18 protein-coding genes are annotated in these 20,482 nt (G+C 65.0%); 4 read left to right on the forward strand and 14 right to left on the reverse strand.

Features of this window, described 5'->3' with window-relative positions:
• Nucleotides 1–563: 563 nt before the first annotated feature.
• From VSR68_RS41020 to phnS, 8 genes are all read right to left on the reverse strand, one after another.
• A complete protein-coding gene (locus VSR68_RS41020; RefSeq protein WP_342945135.1) occupies nucleotides 564–1,124 on the reverse strand; it encodes a phosphonate degradation HD-domain oxygenase in 561 nt (186 codons plus the stop codon).
• Between the two features lie 4 nt (nucleotides 1,125–1,128).
• Nucleotides 1,129–2,586 (reverse strand): phosphonoacetaldehyde dehydrogenase, encoded by a 1,458-nt coding sequence (phnY, locus tag VSR68_RS41025; RefSeq protein WP_342945136.1) that lies wholly within the window; start codon nucleotides 2,584–2,586, stop codon nucleotides 1,129–1,131.
• Nucleotides 2,583–3,842 carry a phosphonoacetate hydrolase gene (gene phnA, locus VSR68_RS41030; RefSeq protein WP_342945137.1) on the reverse strand — a complete coding sequence of 420 codons (1,260 nt, stop codon included), beginning with the start codon at nucleotides 3,840–3,842 and terminating at the stop codon, nucleotides 2,583–2,585. Before phnA ends, phnY begins: the two co-directional genes overlap by 4 nt.
• Nucleotides 3,843–3,894: 52 nt before the next feature.
• Complete coding sequence (locus VSR68_RS41035; RefSeq protein WP_342945138.1) at nucleotides 3,895–4,656, reverse strand: phosphonate utilization associated transcriptional regulator; 762 nt, start codon at nucleotides 4,654–4,656, stop codon at nucleotides 3,895–3,897.
• A gap of 78 nt (nucleotides 4,657–4,734) precedes the next feature.
• Nucleotides 4,735–5,595 carry a 2-aminoethylphosphonate ABC transport system, membrane component PhnV gene (gene phnV, locus VSR68_RS41040; protein ID WP_342945139.1) on the reverse strand — a complete coding sequence of 287 codons (861 nt, stop codon included), beginning with the start codon at nucleotides 5,593–5,595 and terminating at the stop codon, nucleotides 4,735–4,737.
• Nucleotides 5,595–6,515: a 2-aminoethylphosphonate ABC transporter permease subunit gene (locus tag VSR68_RS41045; RefSeq protein WP_342945140.1), complete on the reverse strand. Its 921-nt coding sequence runs from the start codon at nucleotides 6,513–6,515 to the stop codon at nucleotides 5,595–5,597. The genes phnV and VSR68_RS41045 overlap by 1 nt, the downstream gene beginning before the upstream one ends.
• Nucleotides 6,493–7,596 (reverse strand): 2-aminoethylphosphonate ABC transport system ATP-binding subunit PhnT, encoded by a 1,104-nt coding sequence (gene phnT, locus VSR68_RS41050; protein WP_342945141.1) that lies wholly within the window; start codon nucleotides 7,594–7,596, stop codon nucleotides 6,493–6,495. The genes VSR68_RS41045 and phnT overlap by 23 nt, the downstream gene beginning before the upstream one ends.
• Nucleotides 7,597–7,725: 129 nt before the next feature.
• Nucleotides 7,726–8,814, reverse strand: coding sequence for a 2-aminoethylphosphonate ABC transporter substrate-binding protein (gene phnS, locus VSR68_RS41055; RefSeq protein ID WP_342945142.1), 1,089 nt, complete (start codon nucleotides 8,812–8,814; stop codon nucleotides 7,726–7,728).
• Nucleotides 8,815–9,159: 345 nt separating this feature from the next.
• Between phnS and VSR68_RS41060 the strand changes: the two genes are divergently transcribed.
• Nucleotides 9,160–10,272 (forward strand): 2-aminoethylphosphonate--pyruvate transaminase, encoded by a 1,113-nt coding sequence (locus VSR68_RS41060; protein WP_428983701.1) that lies wholly within the window; start codon nucleotides 9,160–9,162, stop codon nucleotides 10,270–10,272.
• Nucleotides 10,273–10,287: 15 nt separating this feature from the next.
• Here the strand turns inward: VSR68_RS41060 and VSR68_RS41065 are convergent, their stop codons facing one another.
• Nucleotides 10,288–11,043, reverse strand: a complete 756-nt coding sequence (locus VSR68_RS41065; protein WP_342945143.1) for a DeoR/GlpR family DNA-binding transcription regulator — start codon at nucleotides 11,041–11,043, stop codon at nucleotides 10,288–10,290.
• A 426-nt stretch (nucleotides 11,044–11,469) separates the two neighbouring features.
• Here VSR68_RS41065 and VSR68_RS41070 point away from each other — a divergent pair, with 426 nt between their 5' ends.
• The gene (locus VSR68_RS41070; RefSeq protein ID WP_342945144.1) at nucleotides 11,470–13,026 is read left to right on the forward strand and encodes an ABC1 kinase family protein; all 1,557 of its coding nucleotides are present in this window, start codon (nucleotides 11,470–11,472) and stop codon (nucleotides 13,024–13,026) included.
• Nucleotides 13,027–13,255: 229 nt separating this feature from the next.
• Entirely contained in the window at nucleotides 13,256–14,128 is an 873-nt protein-coding gene (locus VSR68_RS41075) for a DMT family transporter (protein WP_342945145.1), read from the forward strand.
• Nucleotides 14,129–14,672: 544 nt separating this feature from the next.
• Here VSR68_RS41075 and VSR68_RS41080 read toward each other — a convergent pair.
• Nucleotides 14,673–15,593 carry a L,D-transpeptidase gene (locus tag VSR68_RS41080; RefSeq protein ID WP_428983702.1) on the reverse strand — a complete coding sequence of 307 codons (921 nt, stop codon included), beginning with the start codon at nucleotides 15,591–15,593 and terminating at the stop codon, nucleotides 14,673–14,675.
• A gap of 451 nt (nucleotides 15,594–16,044) precedes the next feature.
• Between VSR68_RS41080 and nadE the strand changes: the two genes are divergently transcribed.
• A complete protein-coding gene (nadE, locus tag VSR68_RS41085; RefSeq protein ID WP_342945147.1) occupies nucleotides 16,045–16,881 on the forward strand; it encodes an ammonia-dependent NAD(+) synthetase in 837 nt (278 codons plus the stop codon).
• A 30-nt stretch (nucleotides 16,882–16,911) separates the two neighbouring features.
• Here the strand turns inward: nadE and VSR68_RS41090 are convergent, their stop codons facing one another.
• From VSR68_RS41090 to VSR68_RS41105, 4 genes are all read right to left on the reverse strand, one after another.
• Nucleotides 16,912–17,193: an RNA-binding protein gene (locus VSR68_RS41090; protein WP_342945148.1), complete on the reverse strand. Its 282-nt coding sequence runs from the start codon at nucleotides 17,191–17,193 to the stop codon at nucleotides 16,912–16,914.
• A gap of 241 nt (nucleotides 17,194–17,434) precedes the next feature.
• On the reverse strand, nucleotides 17,435–17,794 hold the full coding sequence (locus tag VSR68_RS41095; RefSeq protein WP_342945149.1) for a hypothetical protein: 360 nt from the start codon (nucleotides 17,792–17,794) through the stop codon (nucleotides 17,435–17,437).
• 84 nt (nucleotides 17,795–17,878) lie between these two features.
• Nucleotides 17,879–18,484: a hypothetical protein gene (locus tag VSR68_RS41100; RefSeq protein WP_342945150.1), complete on the reverse strand. Its 606-nt coding sequence runs from the start codon at nucleotides 18,482–18,484 to the stop codon at nucleotides 17,879–17,881.
• A 226-nt stretch (nucleotides 18,485–18,710) separates the two neighbouring features.
• Nucleotides 18,711–20,384, reverse strand: a complete 1,674-nt coding sequence (locus VSR68_RS41105) for a S10 family peptidase (RefSeq protein WP_342945151.1) — start codon at nucleotides 20,382–20,384, stop codon at nucleotides 18,711–18,713.
• Nucleotides 20,385–20,482 lie beyond the last annotated feature (98 nt).

Consider the following 20,482-nt stretch of genomic DNA (forward strand, 5'->3'; position numbering starts at 1 on the left):
GCCGCCAGCGTTCAATCTGAGCCAGGATCAAACTCTTCAGTTCAAACCTGTTACTGTTTTCGGTTCTTGACGAACCGGTCGCTCACTCAAAATCACTGACAGATGGTTCGACCGGGTTTCTCAACCCTATCAAACCTTCCTCAATTTCTTTCTGTGTGAGACTCGATTACTTTTGCCTTCGGCAGTTCATGCGAACCACCGCGCGCCATCATCGAGCACCCACACCTGTCGGCTGTTAGTTTTTAAAGAACATCCGCAGGAGGCGCCTTGCCTTCACTGCGTTGCTGCATCAGCAGCAGAGAAACGAGATTATGAAGAACCTTCCGGTGTTCGTCAACAGGTTTTTTACTACCGAAGTCCCTGCCGACCTCGCCGGAAACCGCATCACTACCGGCTCTCCCGCCTTCCCCGCTTCCCTCGCGCTGCGGTGTCCGCCGCGCGAAAGAGCGGAATTCTAGGCGCTTGCCTGCGCCGTTGCAAGCGGTTTTTCGACGTGCGTAAAGCGCATGACATATGAACGCGATATCAGCGCCTCTGCACGGGTCTGTCTTAACGATAGAAGATCAAACGACAGCATGCCTTTCCATCACACGCGACACGACGTCGAGATAGTGATCGAGATCCGGCGTCGCGCGATTCTCCTCCTTCGCCAGATCGTCCCAGCGACGCAAACGCAACGCGTCCTCGGCATAAGGCTTCTTCAGGAAAGCCTGCGCCTCGTCATCGGTGTAGATGCCGCCCTGCAGTTCGAGACTGCGCACGGAATCCGCCGATAACCGCCCGAAGTAAGTCGCGTCGATCGCGCACAGACAGCGCTTTGCATCGACATGCAGACGGATCGGCTCGAGCACCGCGTCCGGCAGCACGGGCCGCAGAAACGGCAACGCGAAGTACTGGTGAAGATCGTCGATGCCGCGCGCCGTCGGCGTTTCGCCCTGGCGGTTCAGCAGATGTCCGAGGTCATGCAGGAACGCCGCAGCGACCAGTTCATCGGAGGCCCCCGCCGCTTCCGCGAGCGCGCCGCTTTGCAATGCATGTTCGAGCTGCGTCACCGGCTCGCCGCTGTATGCGAGCCGGCCATGCGCTTCGAACAATCCGCGAATGTCGTCGAGATTCAATGCCACAACATCACTCCCACGGAAGAGAAAAGGTCTTGAGGTTCGTGAAGCTCTTCATCGCTTCCTGCACGCCCTCCTTGTAGCCGAGGCCCGAATCCTTGATGCCGCCGAACGGCGTCAGTTCGACGCGATACCCCGGCACCTCCCACACGTTCACCGTGCCCACGCGCAATTCGTTGATGAAGCGCGGAATCGCGTCCTGCCGGTTCGTGCACAGGCCGCACGACAAACCGAACGGCGTGCCGTTGCTGATGCGAATCGCGTCGTCGAGCGTATCGAACGTGATGATCGGCGACACGGGGCCGAACGTTTCCTCGCGAATCAGCGTCATCGACGGATCGACGCCATCGACGACCGTCGGCGAATACAGCGCGCCCTTGCGCTCATTGCCGACGAGCAGACGCGCGCCCTGCGCAACCGCTTCGTTCACGCGCGATTCGAAGAGCCGCGCGGCCGCTTCGTCGATCACCGTGCCCATCTGGTTCGACTGGTCGAACGGATCGCCGTATGTCCACTCGCGCGTCTTCTCGACGACCAGCTCCGTGAAGCGCGCAGCGATGCTCTTCTGCACGATCATCCGCTTGACGGCCGTGCAGCGCTGACCGGAGTTCTTGTACGAGCCCTGCACGGCCAGCGCGGCGGCACGCTCGACATCCGCGTCTTCGAGCACGATCAGCGGATCGTTGCCGCCGAGTTCCAGCACGACGCGCCGATACCCCGCGCGCTCGGCGATATGCTTGCCGATCGCCACGCCGCCCGTGAACGTCACGAGTTCGGCGAGCGGATTCGTGACCAGCTCGTCGGCGATTTCGCGCGGGTCGCCCGTGAGCACCTGCAGCATCGGCGCGGGCAGTCCCGCTTCATACAACACATCCGCGAGATAAAGCGCCGACAGCGGCACCTTCTCCGAAGGCTTCAGGATCACGCGATTGTTCGTCGCAATCGCAGGCGCGATCTTGTGCGCGACCTGGTTCATCGGGTGATTGAACGGCGTGATCGCGACGATCACACCCGCTAGCGGATCGCGCTGCGTGAACACCCGCCGCCTCTTGCCATGCGGCGTCAGATCGCACGAGAAACTCTGGCCGTCGTCGCGCAATGCTTCGATCGACGCGAACTTCAGCACATCCGCGACACGCCCGATTTCATGCAGCGTGTCCTGCTTCGACAGACCCGATTCGAGCGAAATCAAATCGGACGCTTCTTCCGTCCGCTCGCGCAGCAGCATGCCCGCGCGCTCGAGAATCTGCGAGCGCTCATAGCGCGTGAGCTTCGCTGAATAGGCGGCCGCGTAGTCGAACGCCGCACGCACATCGTCGACGCTCGCCATCGGCACCGTACCGACGCGCATGCCTGTGTACGGATCGAACACGTCGAGCGTGCGCGAACGCACCGCGCGCTCGCCCTTCAGGCGCAGCGCTTCCGCGCGAAACGCGGGGTGATCGTTGGACGGGAGCATTGCGTTCATGATGCCGCCACATGGTTGAGCGCGAGATCGAACACGTCGAAATTGCGCAGACGCTTGCCCGCGACGCGTGCTTCGCTGATGCGTCGATTGAAGAGCAATGGCACTTCCTGTTCGGACAGGCCGCCGTGCGAGCGTAGCGGCACCGTCAGTCCCGAGAGATCGTGCTCGTTGCGGCGTGTGCCGAGCGCCGTGTTCTTTTTGCTGACCACGACGATGTCGCCGACGCGATCGTTCGGCAACTCGAAGCGCTCGCATGCGGCCTTGTTGTCGAGCACCGCTTCGATGTCCTTCAGGCCGCCGAGGCGCTCGATCACCTGTTGCGCATTCACGTCGCGCGGCAGATAGATCGTCGCGAACGACCCGAGCGCGCCGTGATGCACGACATACGGATCGGTGATGGGCAGAATGACGCGCGCCGCCCGCGCGCCGAGCCATTCGTCCATCAGGTCCTGCAGATAGATGACGTTCGGCTCGCCCGTCTGCGGATCGTGCTTCGCGTTCATCCCGTGGTCGGCCGTCAGTCCGATCACCCAGCCGAGCGCATCGAGTTGCGCCAGATAGCCGTCCATCATCGCGTAGAACGCGTTCGCGCCTTCCGTGCCGGGCGCCCACTTGTGCTGGATGTAGTCGGTCGTCGACAGATACATCAAGTCGAGCTTGCGCGTCTGCGCAAGCCGCACGCCCGCGGCGAACACGAATTCGGAAAGGTCCGCGCTGTACACATCGGGCAACGGCCGGCCGACCAGATCCAGCACTTCGCCGATGCCGTTTTCTTCGAGCGTCACCTTGTCGGCCTTTTCCGCCGAAAAGCAGATGCCCTTCATCTTGTTGCCGAGCAGACGGCGCAGCTTGTCCTTCGCCGTGACGACGGCGACGGCCGCGCCCGCATCGGCGGCTGCCGCGAGCAACGTCGGCGCGCGCAGATACGCGGGATCGTTCATCATCACTTCCGCGCCCTTGCCGTCGTTCGCCTGCGGGTCCCAGAAGTAGTTGCCGCAGATGCCATGCACGGAAGGCGGCACGCCGCACACGATCGACAGGTTGTTCGGGTTCGTGAACGACGGAATCACGCAGTCGCCCCTGAACGCCGCGCCGTCGCGCAGCATCTTGCCGATATACGGCGCCACGCCCGCGTTCACGGCCGCTTCCAGATAGTCGTACTCGCAGCCATCGACGCACACGACCACCGTCGGCGTCGCCGGCAACCGGTAGCTGCGGCCATTCACTTCAACACTACGTTCGGATTGGATTGCCATCGTTCTCTTCCCTACGCGTCGCTGACGCGTGTTCCTCATTGGTTCCTGCGACTCAGGCGAGCAGCGCGCTCAAGCCGTCGTCCCGTTCGTTGCGATCATCGCGATCACCCTGTTCGCCGGATCGATGCGGCGCGGCCGCCTCATGCGCACGCTGCCTGCCGCCGTCGACGTGCGCGAGCATCCGCCGCGCCGCTTCGTCCGCATCGCGCGCGGCGAGCGCCGACAGAATCGCGCGATGCTCGGCAAGCGAACGCTCCATCGCGTCGCCGCGCACGCCGAGCGCCGCGCGCCTGAACAGACTCAATTCGCCGACCAGCCTGCGATACGTCTCATACAGCTTGCCGTTGCCCGCCATCGCGACGATCGCATCGTGAAACGCGACGTTTTCTCGCGCATACACATCGTGCTCGCCGGCTTCGAGCGCGGCATGCATCGCATCGACATGCGCGCGCAGCGCAGCCAGTTGCGCGGCGTCGATACGCTGCGCGAGCATCCGGCACGCCGCCTGTTCGAGCACCGCGCGCACCGCGTAAATCTCGTCGGCCTCCGCCAGCGACACCGTGCGCACGAACACGCCGCGATTCTTCTCGTTGCGCACGAGGCCGGCCTGCTCCAGCGCGCGAAACGCCTCGCGCACGGGCCCGCGCGACACCTGCAGACGCGCGGCCCAGTCGGCTTCGTTGAGCTTGTCGCCGGGCGCCAGCCTGCCGTCGACGATGTTGCGCTCGATCTCGTCGCGTACCAGCGCCGTCAGCGAATGCCGCCTGACCACCTCGATCCGATCATCCGACACAATTTCCATATTTTCGGTCATTTCGACAATTTTTGCCACATCACGATGCGAGGCACGCCGACACAGGCACACCTCACGAAAAACCAGGAAACGTTGTTGTCAGTCCACGCGACGGCGCGGCACGCGCGCAGCAATCAGCAATAGCGCAGCCAGCGACGCGAGCAGCAGAATCAGAGACAGCGCGGACGCCGGCAGGTAATAGCCGCGCTCGACCTGGCCGACGACGACGATCGGCACCGTCGCGAAGCCCGGCGGATAAACAGTCAGCGTCGCGCCCAGCTCGCCGAGCGACAGCGCGAAGCCGAGCGCAAGCGACGCGCGGATCGCGGGCACCAGTTGCGGCAGCACGACACGGCGCAGCACCATCGACGGCGGCGCACCGAGGCTCGCGGCCGCTTCGCGCAGGATCGTCAGCTCCGGCCGCAATGCCGCCGCCGCGCAGCGATAACAGAACGGCAGCACCAGCGCCAGCTGCACGAACACGACGATCGCGGCCGAGCTCGACAGATCGAGTGGCTTCTTGTGATACGCGATCAGCACGGCGAGACCGAGCACGACGCTCGGCACGCCGTTGGGCACCATCGCGATCGTATCGACGAGCGCGCCGAGGCCGCGCCGGTCGCGCCCTTCGAGCGCGAGCGCGAGCCACAGACCGAGCACGGTCCCGAGAATCGCGACGCCGAAGCCGATCTGCAAGCTGGTCACGAGCGCATCGAAATCGCTGCCGCCGAGGCGCTCGAACCAGCGCATGCTGAAGCCGTCCGGCAGGATCGTGCCCGACCAGTGCGCGGCGACGCTCGACAGCGCGACGACGATCACGGGCAGCACGAAGAGCCAGAAGCACAGCAATGCGGCGAACGCCATGAAGAGACCGCCGGCGACGCGCGTGACGAGCCTGTGCTGAACGGGCCGCGCGCGATGATGCACGGCAGGCAGCACGGTTTGATCGACGTCGGACATTACTTCGGTCCTCCCACCTTGCGCTTGTTGACCTGGCGGTACAGCGCATACAACGACAGCGACATCGCCAGCATCACGACCGCGCCCGCAGCCGCCGTCGGCAGATCGAGATCGACGGTAGCCGAGCTGTAGATCGCCACGGGCAGCGTGATCAGATGCGCGCTGCCGAGCACGAGCAGAATGCCGAACTCGTTCAGCGTCAGCAGGAAGCACAGGATCGTGCCCGCCGCGATGCCCGGCCACGCGAGCGGCACGATCACGCGAAACGCGACCATCCAGCCATTCGCGCCGAGGCTACGCGCCGCTTCGATCAGACGCATGTCGAGCATCGCGAACGACGCGAGCGTCGGACGCACGACGAACGGCGCGTAGAACACCACTTCCGCGAGAATCACGCCGCCGATGCCGAACAGGAAATCGAGCGGCGGCGCTTCGAGATGAAAGAGCCGCTGCAGCCCGATGCTGACGGAGCCTTGCGAGCCGTACAGAAAGATCAGCGTGAACGCGACGAGAAACGACGGGAACGCCACGAACAGTTCCAGAAACCGCGTGACGAGCCGCGCGCCCGGAAACGGCTTGAAGAACAGCAGCGACGCGAGCGCGACACCGAGCACCGACGCGAGGCCCGCGCTCGCGAACAGGATCCACAGCGTCGTGCCGATCACGCCGCTCGTCTCCGGATTCCGGAAGAACGCCGAATACGCGTGAAAGCTCAGCCCATGCGCGCCCGTCAGGCTCAGCATCACGAGACGCACGAGCGGATAGATCACGAGCGGGCCGAGCACGAATACGGCGAGAAACAGCAAATGCCATTGCGACATGCGTTCGCGCCGGCGCTTCGCCGCCGCATGCGACGCGGCCGTCGCCGCGCGCAGCGCGTCGCGGTTGGCGAGCGCGTCAGGGCTTGATAAGGACGACATCGTCTGCCTCGTAACGCAAGGAAATCCGCGCGCCCTTCTCGGGCATCACACCGCTGCCGCGCTGCATCGACACGTGCACGGGTTCGCCCGGCATCGCATCGAGCGCGACCTGCGCGGACAGCACCGAGCCATACCATTCGACGGATGCAATCGTGCCGTGCAACTGCCCTTCGCCGAGCGGCACGATGCGCATCGCCTCGGGACGCAGGCAAGCGACACGCTCGCGTTCCGCATGGCGCGCATCGCCGAGCGCAAACGCGACATTCGGCGGCAGCAGGTTGGCCGCGCCGAGATAGCGGGCGACGAATGCGTCGCTCGGCTTGTCGTACAGTTCCTGCGGCGTGCCGAGCTGCGCGATATGGCCTTCGCGCATCAGCAGCGTGCGATCGGACAGCACGAGCGCGTCGTCCTGATCGTGCGTCACGCAGACGATCGTCAGATTCGGCAGGCGCTCATGCAGCGCCTTCAGTTCGGAACGCACCGACGCGCGCAGATTGGCGTCGAGCGCGGAAAGCGGCTCGTCGAGCAGCAGCACGTCAGGCTCGATCACGAGCGCGCGCGCGAGCGCCACGCGCTGCTGCATGCCGCCCGACAGTTGCGCGGGCATCACGTGGCCGGCATCGCCGAGCTGCACGAGCTTCAGCGCATCGGCGACACGCCGCGCGATTTCCTTCGTCGAAATGCGGCGCGCGCGCAGGCCGAACGCGACGTTCTCGAATACGGACAGATGCGGAAACAGCGCGTAGCTCTGGAACAGCAGGCCCAGATTGCGCTTGTGCGGCGGCACGTGCGTGATGTCGCGGCCCGCGACCGTCAGCGTGCCCGCGAGGCCGTCGGCCTCGATGAAACCGGCGATGAAGCGCAGCAACGTCGTCTTGCCGCAGCCGCTGCGGCCGAGCACCGTCAACAGTTCGCCGCGCTCGATCGTCAGCGACAGATCGTCGAGCACCGTGCGCGAACCGAAGCGCACCGTCAGATGCTCGACCTGCACGCCGCCGGGCTCGCCTGTGCGAGCGACGCCTTCCGCTCGCAGAGTGGCGTCCAGCGCGCCTGAACCAGCAAGGGTTGTTGCAGTGTTCACCAGGTCCATCCTCCTACGTTGGCGAGCTTGAATTGCAGCACCGGATGCGTCACGCGCATCGGTGCATCAAATGCCTTGCGCGCGGCGCGACCATCGTCACGCCGCGCGTCCTTCCATCAGACGCCGTAATTATTTCGGCTTGACGACTTCGATCTGCTTGCCCGAGTTGCCGATCACGTCGTTCTTCCAGCGAGCCGTCCAGTCGGCCTTCTTCGACATCACGTGATTCCAGTCGACGGGGATCAGCTTCACGCCCGCGATCGCCTGCTTGACGGCCGTGCCGTTCTTGCCCGCTAGCGGCACGTCGGTGCGGCCCGGAATGCCGAAGATATCGGGCACCTTCGCCTGCACTTCCGTCGACATCAGATAGTCGATCAGCTTCTTGCCTTGCGCCTGGTTCGGACCGTTCTTGATCAGGCCGATTGCGTACGGCAGCTGGAACGTGGTCGGCTGGCCGCCTGCCTCGGCTGCGAGGAAGATCGGCTTGAGCGACAGGCCGCCGTTCGCCGCGTCGTCGAGATCCATCTGCAGATCGCCGTTGGCGACGGCGATTTCGTTACGCGAGAGCAGCACGTCCAGATAGCCCGTGCCCTTCGTGTGGAACTTGGCGCTTTGCTCCAGCTTCTTCAGATAGTCGAACGCCTTGTCTTCGCCCATCAGCGACGTCGTCAGGATGATCACGGCCATGCCGTCGCCCGCCGTCGCCGGGTTCGAGTACGCGACCTTGCCGCTGTAGTCGGGGTGCAGCAGATCGGCGAACGTCTTCGGCTGGTTCTTCACCACTTCCGGATTGATCGCGAACGAGAAGTAGTTGTTCACGAACGTGGCCCACGCGCCGTCGGACGCCTTCGCGATCGCGGGCACGTTCTTGTAGTTCACGCTCTCGTAGTTCTGCAACAGGCCCCCTTGCGCCGCCTGCTGGATGAACGGCGGCAGCGTGACGAGCACGTCCGCCTTCGGCGCGTCCTTTTCGACGGTCGCGCGGTTCACGACTTCGCCGCTGCCTGCCGTCACGATGTTGACCTTCACGCCTTCCTGCTTCTCGAACGCGAGCAGCACGTCCTTGTAGAGGTTTTCGAGGCCGTCAGCCGTGTACAGCACGACCGCGCCCGCCGCGTGCGCGGACATCGCGCCGCCGAACGCCGCTGCCGCGACGAGTGCGGGCAGCAGCTTGCGCGCAATGCGGCCCGTCGAGCGAAGGTGATCCGTCTTTTTCATGTCGTTCTCTCCGAAAGGCAAAAAACCTGTGATAACCCGATAGTGGTGGTGTCCGCGCGGCGCCCCGAAAGGGGCATCCGCCTGACCTCGCGGCCGAAGCCGTGCAAATTGCAGATTGCTGACAACTTTTTTTGCGGCGTTTGCGCCAAGGCATTCCTTTGACGATTGCTCGCTTCGAACTGCCTTGTCTGAACGGGCACGGCAAGGATGGTCTCTTTTTATGACACCGACGTGAAGAGTGTGCAGATTTCCACAAAATGACACAATCGGCCAATAATATGCAAAGCAACACGCGCCGGACAAAGCGCGATTCGCCCGCATTTCACTGATTTTGAAGGAGGCTGTGTGATTCTTGGAAACGACCCTGTCCTGCTCACGCCGGGACCGCTGACGACCTCGCCTGCCACGCGCGAAGCGATGCTGCGCGACTGGGGTTCGTGGGACGCTGCGTTCAACGGCATCACGCAGAGCGTCTGCAACGATCTCGTTGAGATCGTACACGGAGCCAATGAGTACGTCTGCGTGCCGCTCCAGGGCAGCGGCACGTTCTCCGTCGAGGCCGCGCTGGGCACGCTGGTGCCGCGCGACGGCCGCGTGCTGGTGCCGAACAACGGCGCGTATTGCGCGCGCATCATCAAGGTGCTGCAACGCCTGGGCATCGCGTGTGTGGAGCTGCCGCTGCGCGAGGACGAGCCGGCCAGCGCCCGCGCCATCGAAGACGCGTTCAACCGCGATCCGCGCATCACGCACGTCGCGCAGGTGCATCTGGAGACGAGCGCCGGCCTGCTCAATCCGCTCGACGAGATCGCGGCCGTGTGCAGGCACCACGGCAAGAGCCTGATCGTCGATGCGATGAGTTCGTTCGGCGCGCTGCCCATCGATCTGCGCAAAGGCGGCATCGACGCGCTGGTGTCGGCGAGCGGCAAGTGTCTGGAAGGCGTACCGGGGATGGGCTTCGTGATCGTGCGGCGCAGCGTGCTGGAAGCATGCGAGGGCCGCTCGCCGTCGCTCGCGCTCGACCTGTACGATCAGTACGCGTACATGCAAAAGACCACGCAATGGCGCTTTACGCCACCGACGCACGTGGTCGCCGCGCTGCGCACCGCGCTCGACCAGTTCATCGCGGAAGGCGGCCAGCCGGCACGCGGCGCGCGCTATGCGCGCAACTGCGCGGCGCTCGTCGACGACATGAAGGCGCTCGGCTTCGACACGTTCCTCTCGGCCGACGTGCAGGCGCCCGTGATCGTCACGTTCCATGCGCCGCGCGATCCGAAGTGGCAATTTGCGGAGTTTTATGCAGCCGTGAGGGAAGCGGGCTACATCCTGTATCCGGGCAAGCTCACGGAAGTGGAGACGTTCCGCGTCGGCTGCATCGGCTCGATCGACACGAACGAGATGCACAACGCCGTCGCCGCCATCGGCCGGACGCTGGCGCGGCTCGATCTCAGCGTGAAATGAAGCGACGCGCGTCACTCACGCGATCAGGAGTTCCGGACCGCGTGCAGTGATCGCCTTCGCGAGCGCGCGATCCGGCGCGAGTTCCGTCACGACGTAGCGCGCCTTCTCCAGCCCGTCGATGCGCACGGGCGTCACGCGGCCGAACTTCGAGTTGTCGGCGACCACGATGACCGTGTTGCCGGCCGCGATCATCTGGCCGCGCACCTCAGCCGCCATGCGCGAGTAGTCGGACAGCTGCGCGTCCGGCGTGATGCCGCCTGCGCCGATCAGCGCGAAGTCCGCGTGATAGTGCGACAGCTGATGAATCGTATCGAGGCCGAACGCGGCGTCTTCGTTGTCCGACAGCTCGCCGCCGAGCAGCGTCACGCGATTGTCGTTGCGGCGTCCGAGCAAAAGCGCGATGCGCCAGTCGTTGGTGTAGACGGCCAGCCGGTGACGGTCGGTCAGCGCGCGCGCGACGGCATGTGTCGTGCTGCCCGAATCGATGATGACCGACGCGCCGTCGGGCACCAGTTGCGCCGCGCGCTCGCCGATCGCGCGCTTCGCGCTCGCGTTCGCGGCCTCGCGCGTGTCGAGATCGGGCTCGCGCCGGTCGCTCGACAGCGCGCCGCCATGCGTCGTGACGATCAGGCCGCGCTCGGCGAGCGCGTTCAGATCGCGGCGGATCGTCTCGCGCGACACGTTCAGTTCGCGAACCAGCTCGGCGACCGACAATGCGCCCGTCTTGGTGACCTGAGCCAGAATGTATTGGTGACGTTGTTCTGCCAGCATCGGTTGGGTGGCCGCCGCGAGGCGGCGAGCAGTGGTTCAGGGATGGGATCGGCCCGCCGGATTGTCGCCGGTATTGTATTACGCATGGGAACCCGGCGCGGACGGAATGTAACGAAAGGCTTGCAGGCGGCGCACCGTCTGTCGGCTGATCGTATGCCGACATGCTCGTCTCATGCTGCTTGTCTCATGCTGCTCGTCTCATGCTGCTCGTCTCATGCTGCTCGTCTCATGCCAACGCTGGCGGCCGTCTGCCGATGTTCGCTGTCCGCCGATGCTCACCATATCGCCGTGCGGCTGCGCACTTGCCGCGCTCGCGCGATTGCTGCGCGCGGGCAATCGCCGCGCGGGTGTTCCCGGCGGCGCATCCCTGCTAATCTGAGCGGTCTTTTCACGCATCGCCGATGCGTCCTGCCGAACGATCCGCCGATGCCTCCCCTGTTTCGCCGACTACGACTGTTGTTCCACACGCTGCGCTACGGCGCGCGTCTCGTCTGGCTCGCCGCGCCCGAGCATCACAAGCTGCACTGGTTCGTCACGCTCGCATCGCGTGTGCACGCGTCGCCGGGCGCGCGCGCCGGCGTGCATCGCGCGCTGCCCAATCTCGGCCCGCTTGCGAGCGCTTTCGCCGAGGCGCTCGCGCGCCGCCCCGAACTCGCGACGGGCACGCTGCACGACGCGATCGACGCGGTCGCCCACCTCGAAACGCCGTTGCCGCCGGACGAAGTCGAACAGGCGATTGCCGCGGCGCTCGGCCGTCCCGTATCGACGCTCTTCGCGTCGATCGACCTGACACCCGCGCGCAACGGCTTTGCCGAGCAGACGCATGTCGGGCGCCTCGCCGCGCCGATCAACGGACATCGCGACATTGCGATCAAGCTCGTGCGCGCCGCGCAGATTCAGGAAATCGCCGACGAAGCCGCGTTGCTGCGCTGGGTCGCGCGCTGGATGGAGAAGCTGTCGAAGAACGCGCGGCGTCTGCGGCTGCGCGACATGGCGGATGCATTCACGCAGGACATCCTGCGGCGCTTCGATCTGCGCGCCGAAGCCGCGAACCTGAGCCAGACCGCGCATCACTTCGCCGACGACAAGCGCCTCGCGATTCCCGCCGTCGTCTGGGAGCTTTGCACCGATCGCACGCTCGCGATGCAGCATGTCGAGTCGCTGCCGGCGCTGGATCTCGCGGGTCTGTCGGCGCGCGGCGTGAAGCTGGTGCCGCTTGCCGAGCACATCATCGAAGTCGTCACCGAACAGGCGTTCGAGCACGGCTTCTTCCACGCGACACTCGACGCGCGCCGCGTGCGCGTGAGCATCGAGCCGGATACGCTGGGCCGTATCGTGCTCGCGGACTTCGCGGTGATGTCGAGCCTGTCGACGCACGAGCGCGAGTTCTTCGTGCAGGGCGCGACGGCTCTCTTCGACCAGGACTACGGACGGCTCGCGCATCTGCATCACGAAGCCGGACACGTATCGAGCGAGACGCGCCCCGAAAAGCTCGAAGCCGAACTGCGCACGCGCGCCGAAGCGCACTTCGCGCCGCAATCGCACGAGCGCTCGGCGGGCGCGCTGTTCCATCATCTGCTGTTCGCCGTGCGTCCGTTCGGCGGCGACGTGCCGCCGCGCCTCGTCGCCGCGCAGCGCACGTTCGAGCAAGCCGAGATGCTCGCGAACGCGCTGCATCCGGGCGTCGATTCGTGGAAGATCGCGCGCTCGGTGCTGGCGACGCTCGCGCGCCGTGAGTTCGATCATCGCGGCTGGGTCAGGCACATCGCGCAGGAGATGCCGCATCTCGCGCATCTGGTGCCGCGCATTCCGCAGCTTGCCGTGCGCTTTTTGCAGCATCAGCACGAAGCGGCGAACGTGAGGCAACAGGCGCAGCTTGTCAGCGACGTGCTGACCGAATATCGCAGAACGCGTGTGCTGCTGTGGGCGTGCACGATTTGCGGCGGGGTGCTCGGCGCGGTGGCGGTGCTGCTTACGTATTGAGCGGTGGGTATCTATCGATAGACGCTGATCGGTGGATAGGTCGAACGCGGGCGAGTGTTCGTTCGGTTTGCCCGGTTTGCCCGGTTTGTTCGGTTCACTCGGTTCGCTGGGTTGCTCGATTCGCGTAGGTCGCACGGCTCGCGCCGACTGCGCCAATGCAGCCTCGAACAAGACGGCTCGCCCCTCTTGCATCGATACTGCGTGCTTCGTCCGCTTCCCATGCTTTCCGATGCTGGCCTTTCTCAACGCAGTCGTGTTCGTCGTCTTGTGGTCGACGGGTTTCGTGGTCGCCCGCGCGATCAAGCCTTACGCCGATCCGAATCTCTTTCTGCTCGCGCGCTTCGGCGGCACCGCGCTGCTGTTCATGGCAGCCGCGCTGCTGGCGCGCGTCGAATGGCCGACGGGCCGCGCGCTCGGCAAGCATCTGATCGCGGGCGCGCTGCTGCAAGGCGTCTATCTGGGCGCGGGCTACTGGGCCGTCGCGCAAGGCATGAGCGCGGGCATCATGGCGCTGCTCGGCGCGTTGCAGCCGCTTCTGACGGCCGCCGTCGCCGCGCCGCTGTTCGGCGAGCGTCTGTCCGTGCGCGGCTGGACCGGGATGCTGCTCGGCCTCGCAGGCGTCGCGCTCGTGCTGGAGCCGAGGCTCGCGACCACGGATCTGAGCGTCGCGCAGGGCGATGCGCCTCCATGGCTGGTCGTCGCCGTGTCGATACTCGCCGTTTGCGCGATCACGGCGGGCACGCTGATCCAGAAGACGTCGCTATCGAAAGCCGATATCCGCAGCGCGAGCGCCGTGCAGAACTTCGGCGCGGCCATCGTCGTGCTCGTGTTCGCGCTGGCGCTCGGCGAGCACAAATGGATTCCGTCGCCGGCGCTGTGGGTATCGCTGGCGTGGGGCATCGTGATGCTGTCAGGCGTGAGCGTCACGCTGCTCGTCTGGATGGTACGGCGCGGCGACGCGTCGCGAGCGACGGCGTTGCTCTTTCTCGCGCCGCCGCTCGCGGCCGTCGAAGGCTACGTCGGGTTCGGCGAAACGCTGACTGTTGTGCAAGTGGCGGGCTTTGTCGTCGCGCTGATCGGCGTGTTGCTCGCGCGGTCTTGAATGGGCTGCTGTGGTTGCGTGGTTGTGGTTGCGTGGTTGTGGTTGCGTGGTTGTGGTTTCGCGGTTGTGGTTTCGCGGTTGTGGTTGCGCGGTCGCGGTTGTGGTTGCGTGGTTGTGGTTGCGCGGTTGTGGTTGCGCGGTTGTGGTTGCGCGGTTGTGGTTGCGCGGTTGTGGTTGCGCGGTTGTGGTTGCGCGGTTGCGCGGCTGCGGTTGCGCGGTTGTGACTGCGCGGTTGTGACTGCGCAGTCCTGATTGCGTGGTCGTAATTGCAGGATCGTGACTGCGCGGTTGCGATTGCGTGGTCGTGTGATTGCTGTGAATGCGCAGTCGTGACTATGCGGTCGAGATCGCGCGGTCCTGATTGCAGGATCGTGACTGCGCGGTTGTGACAGTGCGGTTGTAACTGCGGTTGTAACTGCGGTTGTGACTGCACGGTTGTGACTGCACGGTTGTCACTGCGCAGTTGCGATTGCGTGCAGTCGTGACTAAGCGGTCCTGCCCACGCAAAGCCAACCGCGAAACACCGCCGACGGGTTCTCCGGCGTCAATCCGCCGTATCGGCGCCGGGCGGCACCTGTGCGCGGACTTTCCTGCTCGGCGGCGGCGACCAGGCGGGCCGCGCCTTGCGCTGCGAATCGACGACGACGATGTAGCGTCCCGCCCACGGCGTCGCGACGCGATCAGAATGCAGCACCCACAGCGACCTGCCTTCGTCGACGAGCGCCTCGTATTCGCGGTCGAGAATGCCGTAGTGGTCGAGAAACACGTTCAGCGAGGCCGGCATCCGCACGCAGCCTTTCGAGTGCCGGATGCCGAGAATCGGCTCGAGCTTGTCGGGATCGGTCGCGTGCATCTGAAAGCGCATCTGCGAGATGCCTCCCTTGCCCCAGCCGCGCTCGGCCTGTGCCCAGCCGAGGTCGAAGATGCGCATGTCGTGCGCGCCGTAGCCACGGATGCCGTTGTCGTTCATCGTGCCTTCCGCGCGAAAATCCATGTTGTCCGGCGTGTGCTCGAACACGCCGAGCGGCGTGATGAAGTGATCGTACTGACCCGGCCGTCCCGTCGCGACGGGCGACGCGCCGATCATCTGCCATGTGTCGGCGGGTATCGCGCGAAAGTAGATGAACAGCGCCTGCACGTTTTCATTGCGATCGACGAGCACCACATACTCGCCCGACAGATTTCCAAGCTCGTCCTGCTCGAGCGCGTGTTGCACGCGATCGCCATACGCGCGCTGCTCGGCAACGGGCACCTTCAGACGGCGCGTCACGTTGCGCGCGAACACGTCGCGCATCAACAGCGCGCGGCGCGGGTCCGCGCCACCTGCGGCATCGCGCGCCGCGACTGCCGACGAAGCATCGACGGCGGGATTCGCCGGATCTTGCAGCGCATCGGCGGCATGAGCGGCATGGAGACTTGCGACGAACGCCGGCACGGCCAGCGCCGACGCTGAGAAAAAGCTCAACGCGAGCCGCGCCGCAACGAGGCGCGCACGCCGCCGCGATCCCGCGATCTTCGCGCTTCGCCTCGCCCCGTCGATACCGCACTCTTCATCGTCTTGTGATTCCGCCCTCTCTCGTGCAGGCGGACGAACTGCCATGTTCTCTTTTTTGCTGTTCATTGTGGTCGAACATCACTGCCTGTTGCCCAACCCGCGCAGCCGCTTGTGGCGTGCCGCCGGGCGTTTCTGGAGCCGGCGCCGACGCGCCCGGACCCCGCTCGCTGAAAAATGACAAACGTATAACGCAGTGCTTTCCGATGATTGACGGCCATGCATCATCGATTTAAAGCCTTAATCGTCGAGATTTGATTATGGTTATTCGACATTAAACCAGACAACGCATGACGGCGCACCCAATTCGGCGCATTCATGCAATCATCGACGCTCATGTCAGCGCGCTTTTGAGGGGGCTTCGATGGACCAGCACGAACGCGCCGCGCGTCAGCGGCAGATCGCAGCGGAACTGCACGTTGCCGCCACTTTCGACGCCGCGCACGAGATCGAGCAGCGCGTCGCGTTTCTCGCCGACTACCTTCGCGCGAGCGGGCTGTCGACCTATGTGCTCGGCGTCAGCGGCGGTGTCGATTCGTTGACGGCGGGCGGCCTCGCGCAACTCGCGGTGGAGCGGTTGCGCAGCACGCAGTACGAAGCGCGCTTCGTCGCGATGCGCTTGCCTCACGGCGTCCAGCACGACGAGACGGATGCGCAGCAATCGCTCGCGTTCATCCGCGCCGACGAAACGCTGACCGTCGACATCCGCCCCGCCGCCGACGCGATGCTGGGCTCTTTGTTAGCGAGCGGCCTGCGCTTTGACGACGATTCGCAACGGGACTTCGTGCACGGCAATATCAAGGCGCGCGAGCGGATGATCGCGCAGTACGCGGCAGCGAGCGCGCGGCACGGCATCGTGATCGGCACGGATCACGCGGCGGAATCGGTGATGGGTTTCTTCACGAAGTTCGGCGACGGCGGCGCCGACGTGCTGCCGCTCGCGGGCCTGAACAAGCGGCGCGTGCGCGCGCTCGCCGCCGCGCTCGGTGCCAGCGATGCGCTCGCGCACAAGGTGCCGACCGCCGACCTCGAGATGTTGCGCCCCCAACGTCCGGACGAGGACGCATACGGCATCCGCTACGACGACATCGACGATTTCCTCGAAGGCAAGCCCGTCAGCGAAGCGGTATTCGAAACTGTCATGCGCTTCTACGAAAGCACGCGGCACAAGCGTGCGCTGCCTTATACGCCGTTCGGCTGAGAATGCGTTTCACGGAGCAGCGTGCGGGCGCTATTCGCGACGCGGGGGCGTCGGCGGCGTCTCGTTGCTACCGAACGGCACGGCGCTGACCTGCAGCGGAACGCCGCCCAGGCGCTTGCCGTTGAACTGCTGCGCGATGATATCGGCGACATACGGTTCGTCGGCGTCGACGTCCACGTTCGCATAGGCGTTCGGCGTACCCTGCTCGAACACTTCGATCTCTTTTGCATAATGGCCGAGCTCGCGGCCGAGAAAATCGCGCACTTCCTGCTCGGAGCAGGACTCGGGAATGTTCCACACGATGATCTTCATACGCGCGACGCCCTCCGTTGATGATGGTCACGCAGCCCCAGCGACTCATGGATTTGCTGTCGGCCAGTGTTGGAGCTTCTAGCTGTCGGGTGGAGTTGGTGCTTCAGCACTTACTGCAGCCCCATGCAGAGCACTTACTATGGTCCCGCGCAAAAGTCTGTCGACCTCGACCCGCAGACTCCCAGCGTAGCCACAATCGCGCCGCGCAGCAAACGACGCTCACGCGCTCGCGCGTGCGAAATCAATCCGCGTCTTCGACATTCGCCGCGCTAACCCACCACGCCATCTTGCCTCGCGGCACATGCACGAGCACGGCTGTCGGATCGGCGACGCCGTCATCGGCGATCTCGCATACGTCGAGACCATCAGGCAGTCGCTTCACCGTGCCCGCTTCCTGAAAGAGCGCGAGACGCCGCGCCGTCAGGGGCCGCAACTGGCTGTACACGTCGTAGCTGATCGCGCCGGGCGTATCGCCGCGAATCTGCAAAGCGTCGTCCTTGCCGCACTGCTGCGGCGACGCGGCAAACGCGGCGTGGCTGACGGCAAGGCAGCCGAGCGTGGCCACGACGGCCGCGACGGTTGCGCGAAAGAGTTGCTTCATGTCGATTCTCCAGAAAGTGACGGTTCGCCGGTGTCCCGCCCGCCGTGAAAGCCGGCTCGCATCCAGCAGCCGATGCAGCGAGCCTCAGGAGCCATCGTCGCCGCTGAGCGCGACGCCTCGATCGTCGCTGCAAGGCGCGCTGCCGAAGCCCGCATAGTGAGCGGACCAGTTGCCCGCGATCGCGGCCTGCGCGTCGCTCAACGACATGCGCCCTTCGCAGACGCAGCGCTTGAGTTTTGCCGTCAATAGCGCCTTGCGGCGCTCTCCGCGATGCCCGCCCCACGGCAGAAGATCGAGATTGTCCGGCGCATCCGGCGAGCCGCCGAGCACGACGGGCACGCGACGGTCCAGCGCATAGCGCGTGCCGTGGTCGGGATCGATGCCACGCTCGGAGAGCAGCCGGTCCTTGTGCGCCATCAGGTCGTCGAATGGCGGCGACACGGTATCTGCGTAACCCGGCTTGCAGATCGTTTCGTCAATCGTCTCCTGCGTGACGCGCTCGTCGAGCATCGCCGCGTCCTGTGCGAACGCGACGGGCACATGCAGATGCAATCCCGCCACTATCGCGGCGAGCATGAGGCCGCGCTTGCGCATCGTTCGCGCGACGCCCGCACGCACATCGCGACGCGCGGATGATTCGATCCGACTCGTGTGCGCCTCGTCGAGCGCGTTCGCCTTCGCTGCATTCATTAATCAGCGCGCGTCGTCATGACGCGGAAGAGTTAATTCGGCAGACAATTAAAACACATCCGGGCCGGATGACGTAAATACGACCGCCTTGAATCGCTTCGGCTTTTCGATGCCGCGGGCATCAACGGCATCGAGGGCATCGCGAAACCTGCCGCGATGCCCTTGCCTTTGCGCTCTGGACACGGCGCCGGCGCCAGCGCGGACACGCGCCGACGCAGCGAGGCCACTAGTGCGTGCCCGACGTCCTCGCCGCCGTTCGCGCCTGCAATGCGCGCACGCGCCCGAGCGCCTCCGTGTTACTCACCGTCGATTCGTACATCGTCGCGAGATCGGCCTTGAGCGCGGTGCGCGAGCCGCCGTCGAGATACACCATATGCCCCGACGGATAGAAGCGCGCCGACAGGTTGTCCCGCACCTGCTGGCTGAGCAGCGGCATCTGCTGCAAGTCGATCACCGTCTGATAGAACGGCGTGACGAAATCGTAGAAGCCGTTCGCCGACAGCACCTTCAGATCCACGTTGAGCGCCATGACGGCCGCGAGATCGCCCGCCGTGTACAGGATGATGTTGCCCTTGCTGTCGATGCCTTTCTGCTCGCCCGTCGGATCGATATGGCCGAAGTCCCAGTACTTGAACGCCTGGTCATTCAGGTCCGTGAACGCCGAGTTCGACGTGAACTTCAGCTGCTCGTTCAGATAGACGTTCCACATCGTCGTGTAGACGCCCGTGACGGCCGTCATGGTCGGATCGTTGCCGCCCGAGTTCGGGTCGATCTTGCCCGCGATGCCCGTTTCGATTGCCGTCACGCGGCCGTCATACGCGCCGAGCGCAAGCCCTTGCGACTTGAGCAGCGTGGTCAGGAACAGCGAATTGCCGCGGCTGTCGTAGCCGGCGATGTCGAGGCTCCACGCGAGCAGCGTCGTCTTGTCGATGCCCGTGTACTCGCTCAGCTTTTCGACCACTGCGTTGTCGGTTGTCGGGAACTTGCGCAGCGCGTTCAGATAGTCGGTGCGCGCGAACTGCGCGACTTCTTCGACGAACTGGCCGAGGTCCGTCGGCCGTGGCGCGACGCCGAGCTTCTTGTGATACCACGCGTTCGCAGCGGCCGTCGGCAGCGCGCCGACCGGGTTGCCCGCCTGCGTGTAGTCGAGAATCGACGATTGCAGCGTGACGCCGTTCAGATCGACGCCGTCCTCGTGCAGCTTGTACGCGAGCACGCAGCTGCGCGCCGTGCCGTATGACTCGCCGAACAGGAACTTCGGCGAATTCCAGCGGTTGTTTTTTGTCAGGAAGCGCTTGATGAACTGCTTGATCGAGTCCGCGTCCTGGTCGACGCCCCAGAAGTCGCGGTTCTTGCGCGGCGCGACGGCAGCCGAGTAGCCCGTGCCGACGGGGTTGATGAACACCAGGTCGCTCTTGTCGAGCAGGCTGTCCGGGTTGTCTTCCATCTGATACGGCGCGGGCGGCGTGAAGCCCGGCATCGACGTCTTGATGCGGCGCGGCGCGAACGACCCGAGCAGCACGAACACCGACGACGACCCCGGCCCGCCGTTGTAGAAGAACGTGAGGGGCCGCGTCTCCTCCTTCTGGCCGTCCTGCGTGAACGCGACGTAGAACATCTTCGCGCTCGGCTGCGAACTGGACGGATCGACCGTCACCAGATGGCCCGCCGTTGCCGTGTAGTTGAACTTCTTGCCGCCGATCGTGATCGTGTGCTTCGTGATCGCGGCGCCCTCGCTGGTGTCGGTGACAGAGTCGTCGGGCCCGTTGCCGTAGGCGACGGGATCGAAGAACGGCTGGTCGCCGGTGGCGTGCGGCACGCTCGCAGCCGTCGACCCATGCGCGGCCTGAGAATTGTGAGGCGACTGCAAACTGCCGGAAGCTGATTCGGTATTCGTCATGATCGCTCCATCGAATGCGTACACATGTTGCCTGGTCTTGTGTTGCGATGCGTTCATCGCCGCCCGAAGCATGGCGCCCGACCTGCGAGCGCCCGCTG

Origin of the sequence: Paraburkholderia phymatum (assembly GCF_038900715.1) — a bacterium.
Taxonomy (GTDB): Bacteria; Pseudomonadota; Gammaproteobacteria; order Burkholderiales; family Burkholderiaceae; genus Paraburkholderia; species Paraburkholderia phymatum_A.

Excerpts from the sequence above, each read along its gene's own strand:
- phnY (WP_342945136.1), bottom strand. The coding sequence starts at position 2,586 with ATGAACGCAATGCTCCCGTCCAACGATCACCCCGCGTTTCGCGCGGAA.
- phnA (WP_342945137.1), bottom strand. The coding sequence starts at position 3,842 with ATGGCAATCCAATCCGAACGTAGTGTTGAAGTGAATGGCCGCAGCTAC.
- VSR68_RS41035 (WP_342945138.1), bottom strand. The coding sequence starts at position 4,656 with ATGACCGAAAATATGGAAATTGTGTCGGATGATCGGATCGAGGTGGTC.
- phnV (WP_342945139.1), bottom strand. The coding sequence starts at position 5,595 with ATGTCCGACGTCGATCAAACCGTGCTGCCTGCCGTGCATCATCGCGCG.
- VSR68_RS41045 (WP_342945140.1), bottom strand. The coding sequence starts at position 6,515 with ATGTCGTCCTTATCAAGCCCTGACGCGCTCGCCAACCGCGACGCGCTG.
- phnS (WP_342945142.1), bottom strand. The coding sequence starts at position 8,814 with ATGAAAAAGACGGATCACCTTCGCTCGACGGGCCGCATTGCGCGCAAG.
- VSR68_RS41065 (WP_342945143.1), bottom strand. The coding sequence starts at position 11,043 with ATGCTGGCAGAACAACGTCACCAATACATTCTGGCTCAGGTCACCAAG.
- VSR68_RS41070 (WP_342945144.1), top strand. The coding sequence starts at position 11,470 with ATGCCTCCCCTGTTTCGCCGACTACGACTGTTGTTCCACACGCTGCGC.
- VSR68_RS41075 (WP_342945145.1), top strand. The coding sequence starts at position 13,256 with ATGCTGGCCTTTCTCAACGCAGTCGTGTTCGTCGTCTTGTGGTCGACG.
- nadE (WP_342945147.1), top strand. The coding sequence starts at position 16,045 with ATGGACCAGCACGAACGCGCCGCGCGTCAGCGGCAGATCGCAGCGGAA.
- VSR68_RS41090 (WP_342945148.1), bottom strand. The coding sequence starts at position 17,193 with ATGAAGATCATCGTGTGGAACATTCCCGAGTCCTGCTCCGAGCAGGAA.
- VSR68_RS41095 (WP_342945149.1), bottom strand. The coding sequence starts at position 17,794 with ATGAAGCAACTCTTTCGCGCAACCGTCGCGGCCGTCGTGGCCACGCTC.
- VSR68_RS41100 (WP_342945150.1), bottom strand. The coding sequence starts at position 18,484 with ATGAATGCAGCGAAGGCGAACGCGCTCGACGAGGCGCACACGAGTCGG.
- VSR68_RS41105 (WP_342945151.1), bottom strand. The coding sequence starts at position 20,384 with ATGACGAATACCGAATCAGCTTCCGGCAGTTTGCAGTCGCCTCACAAT.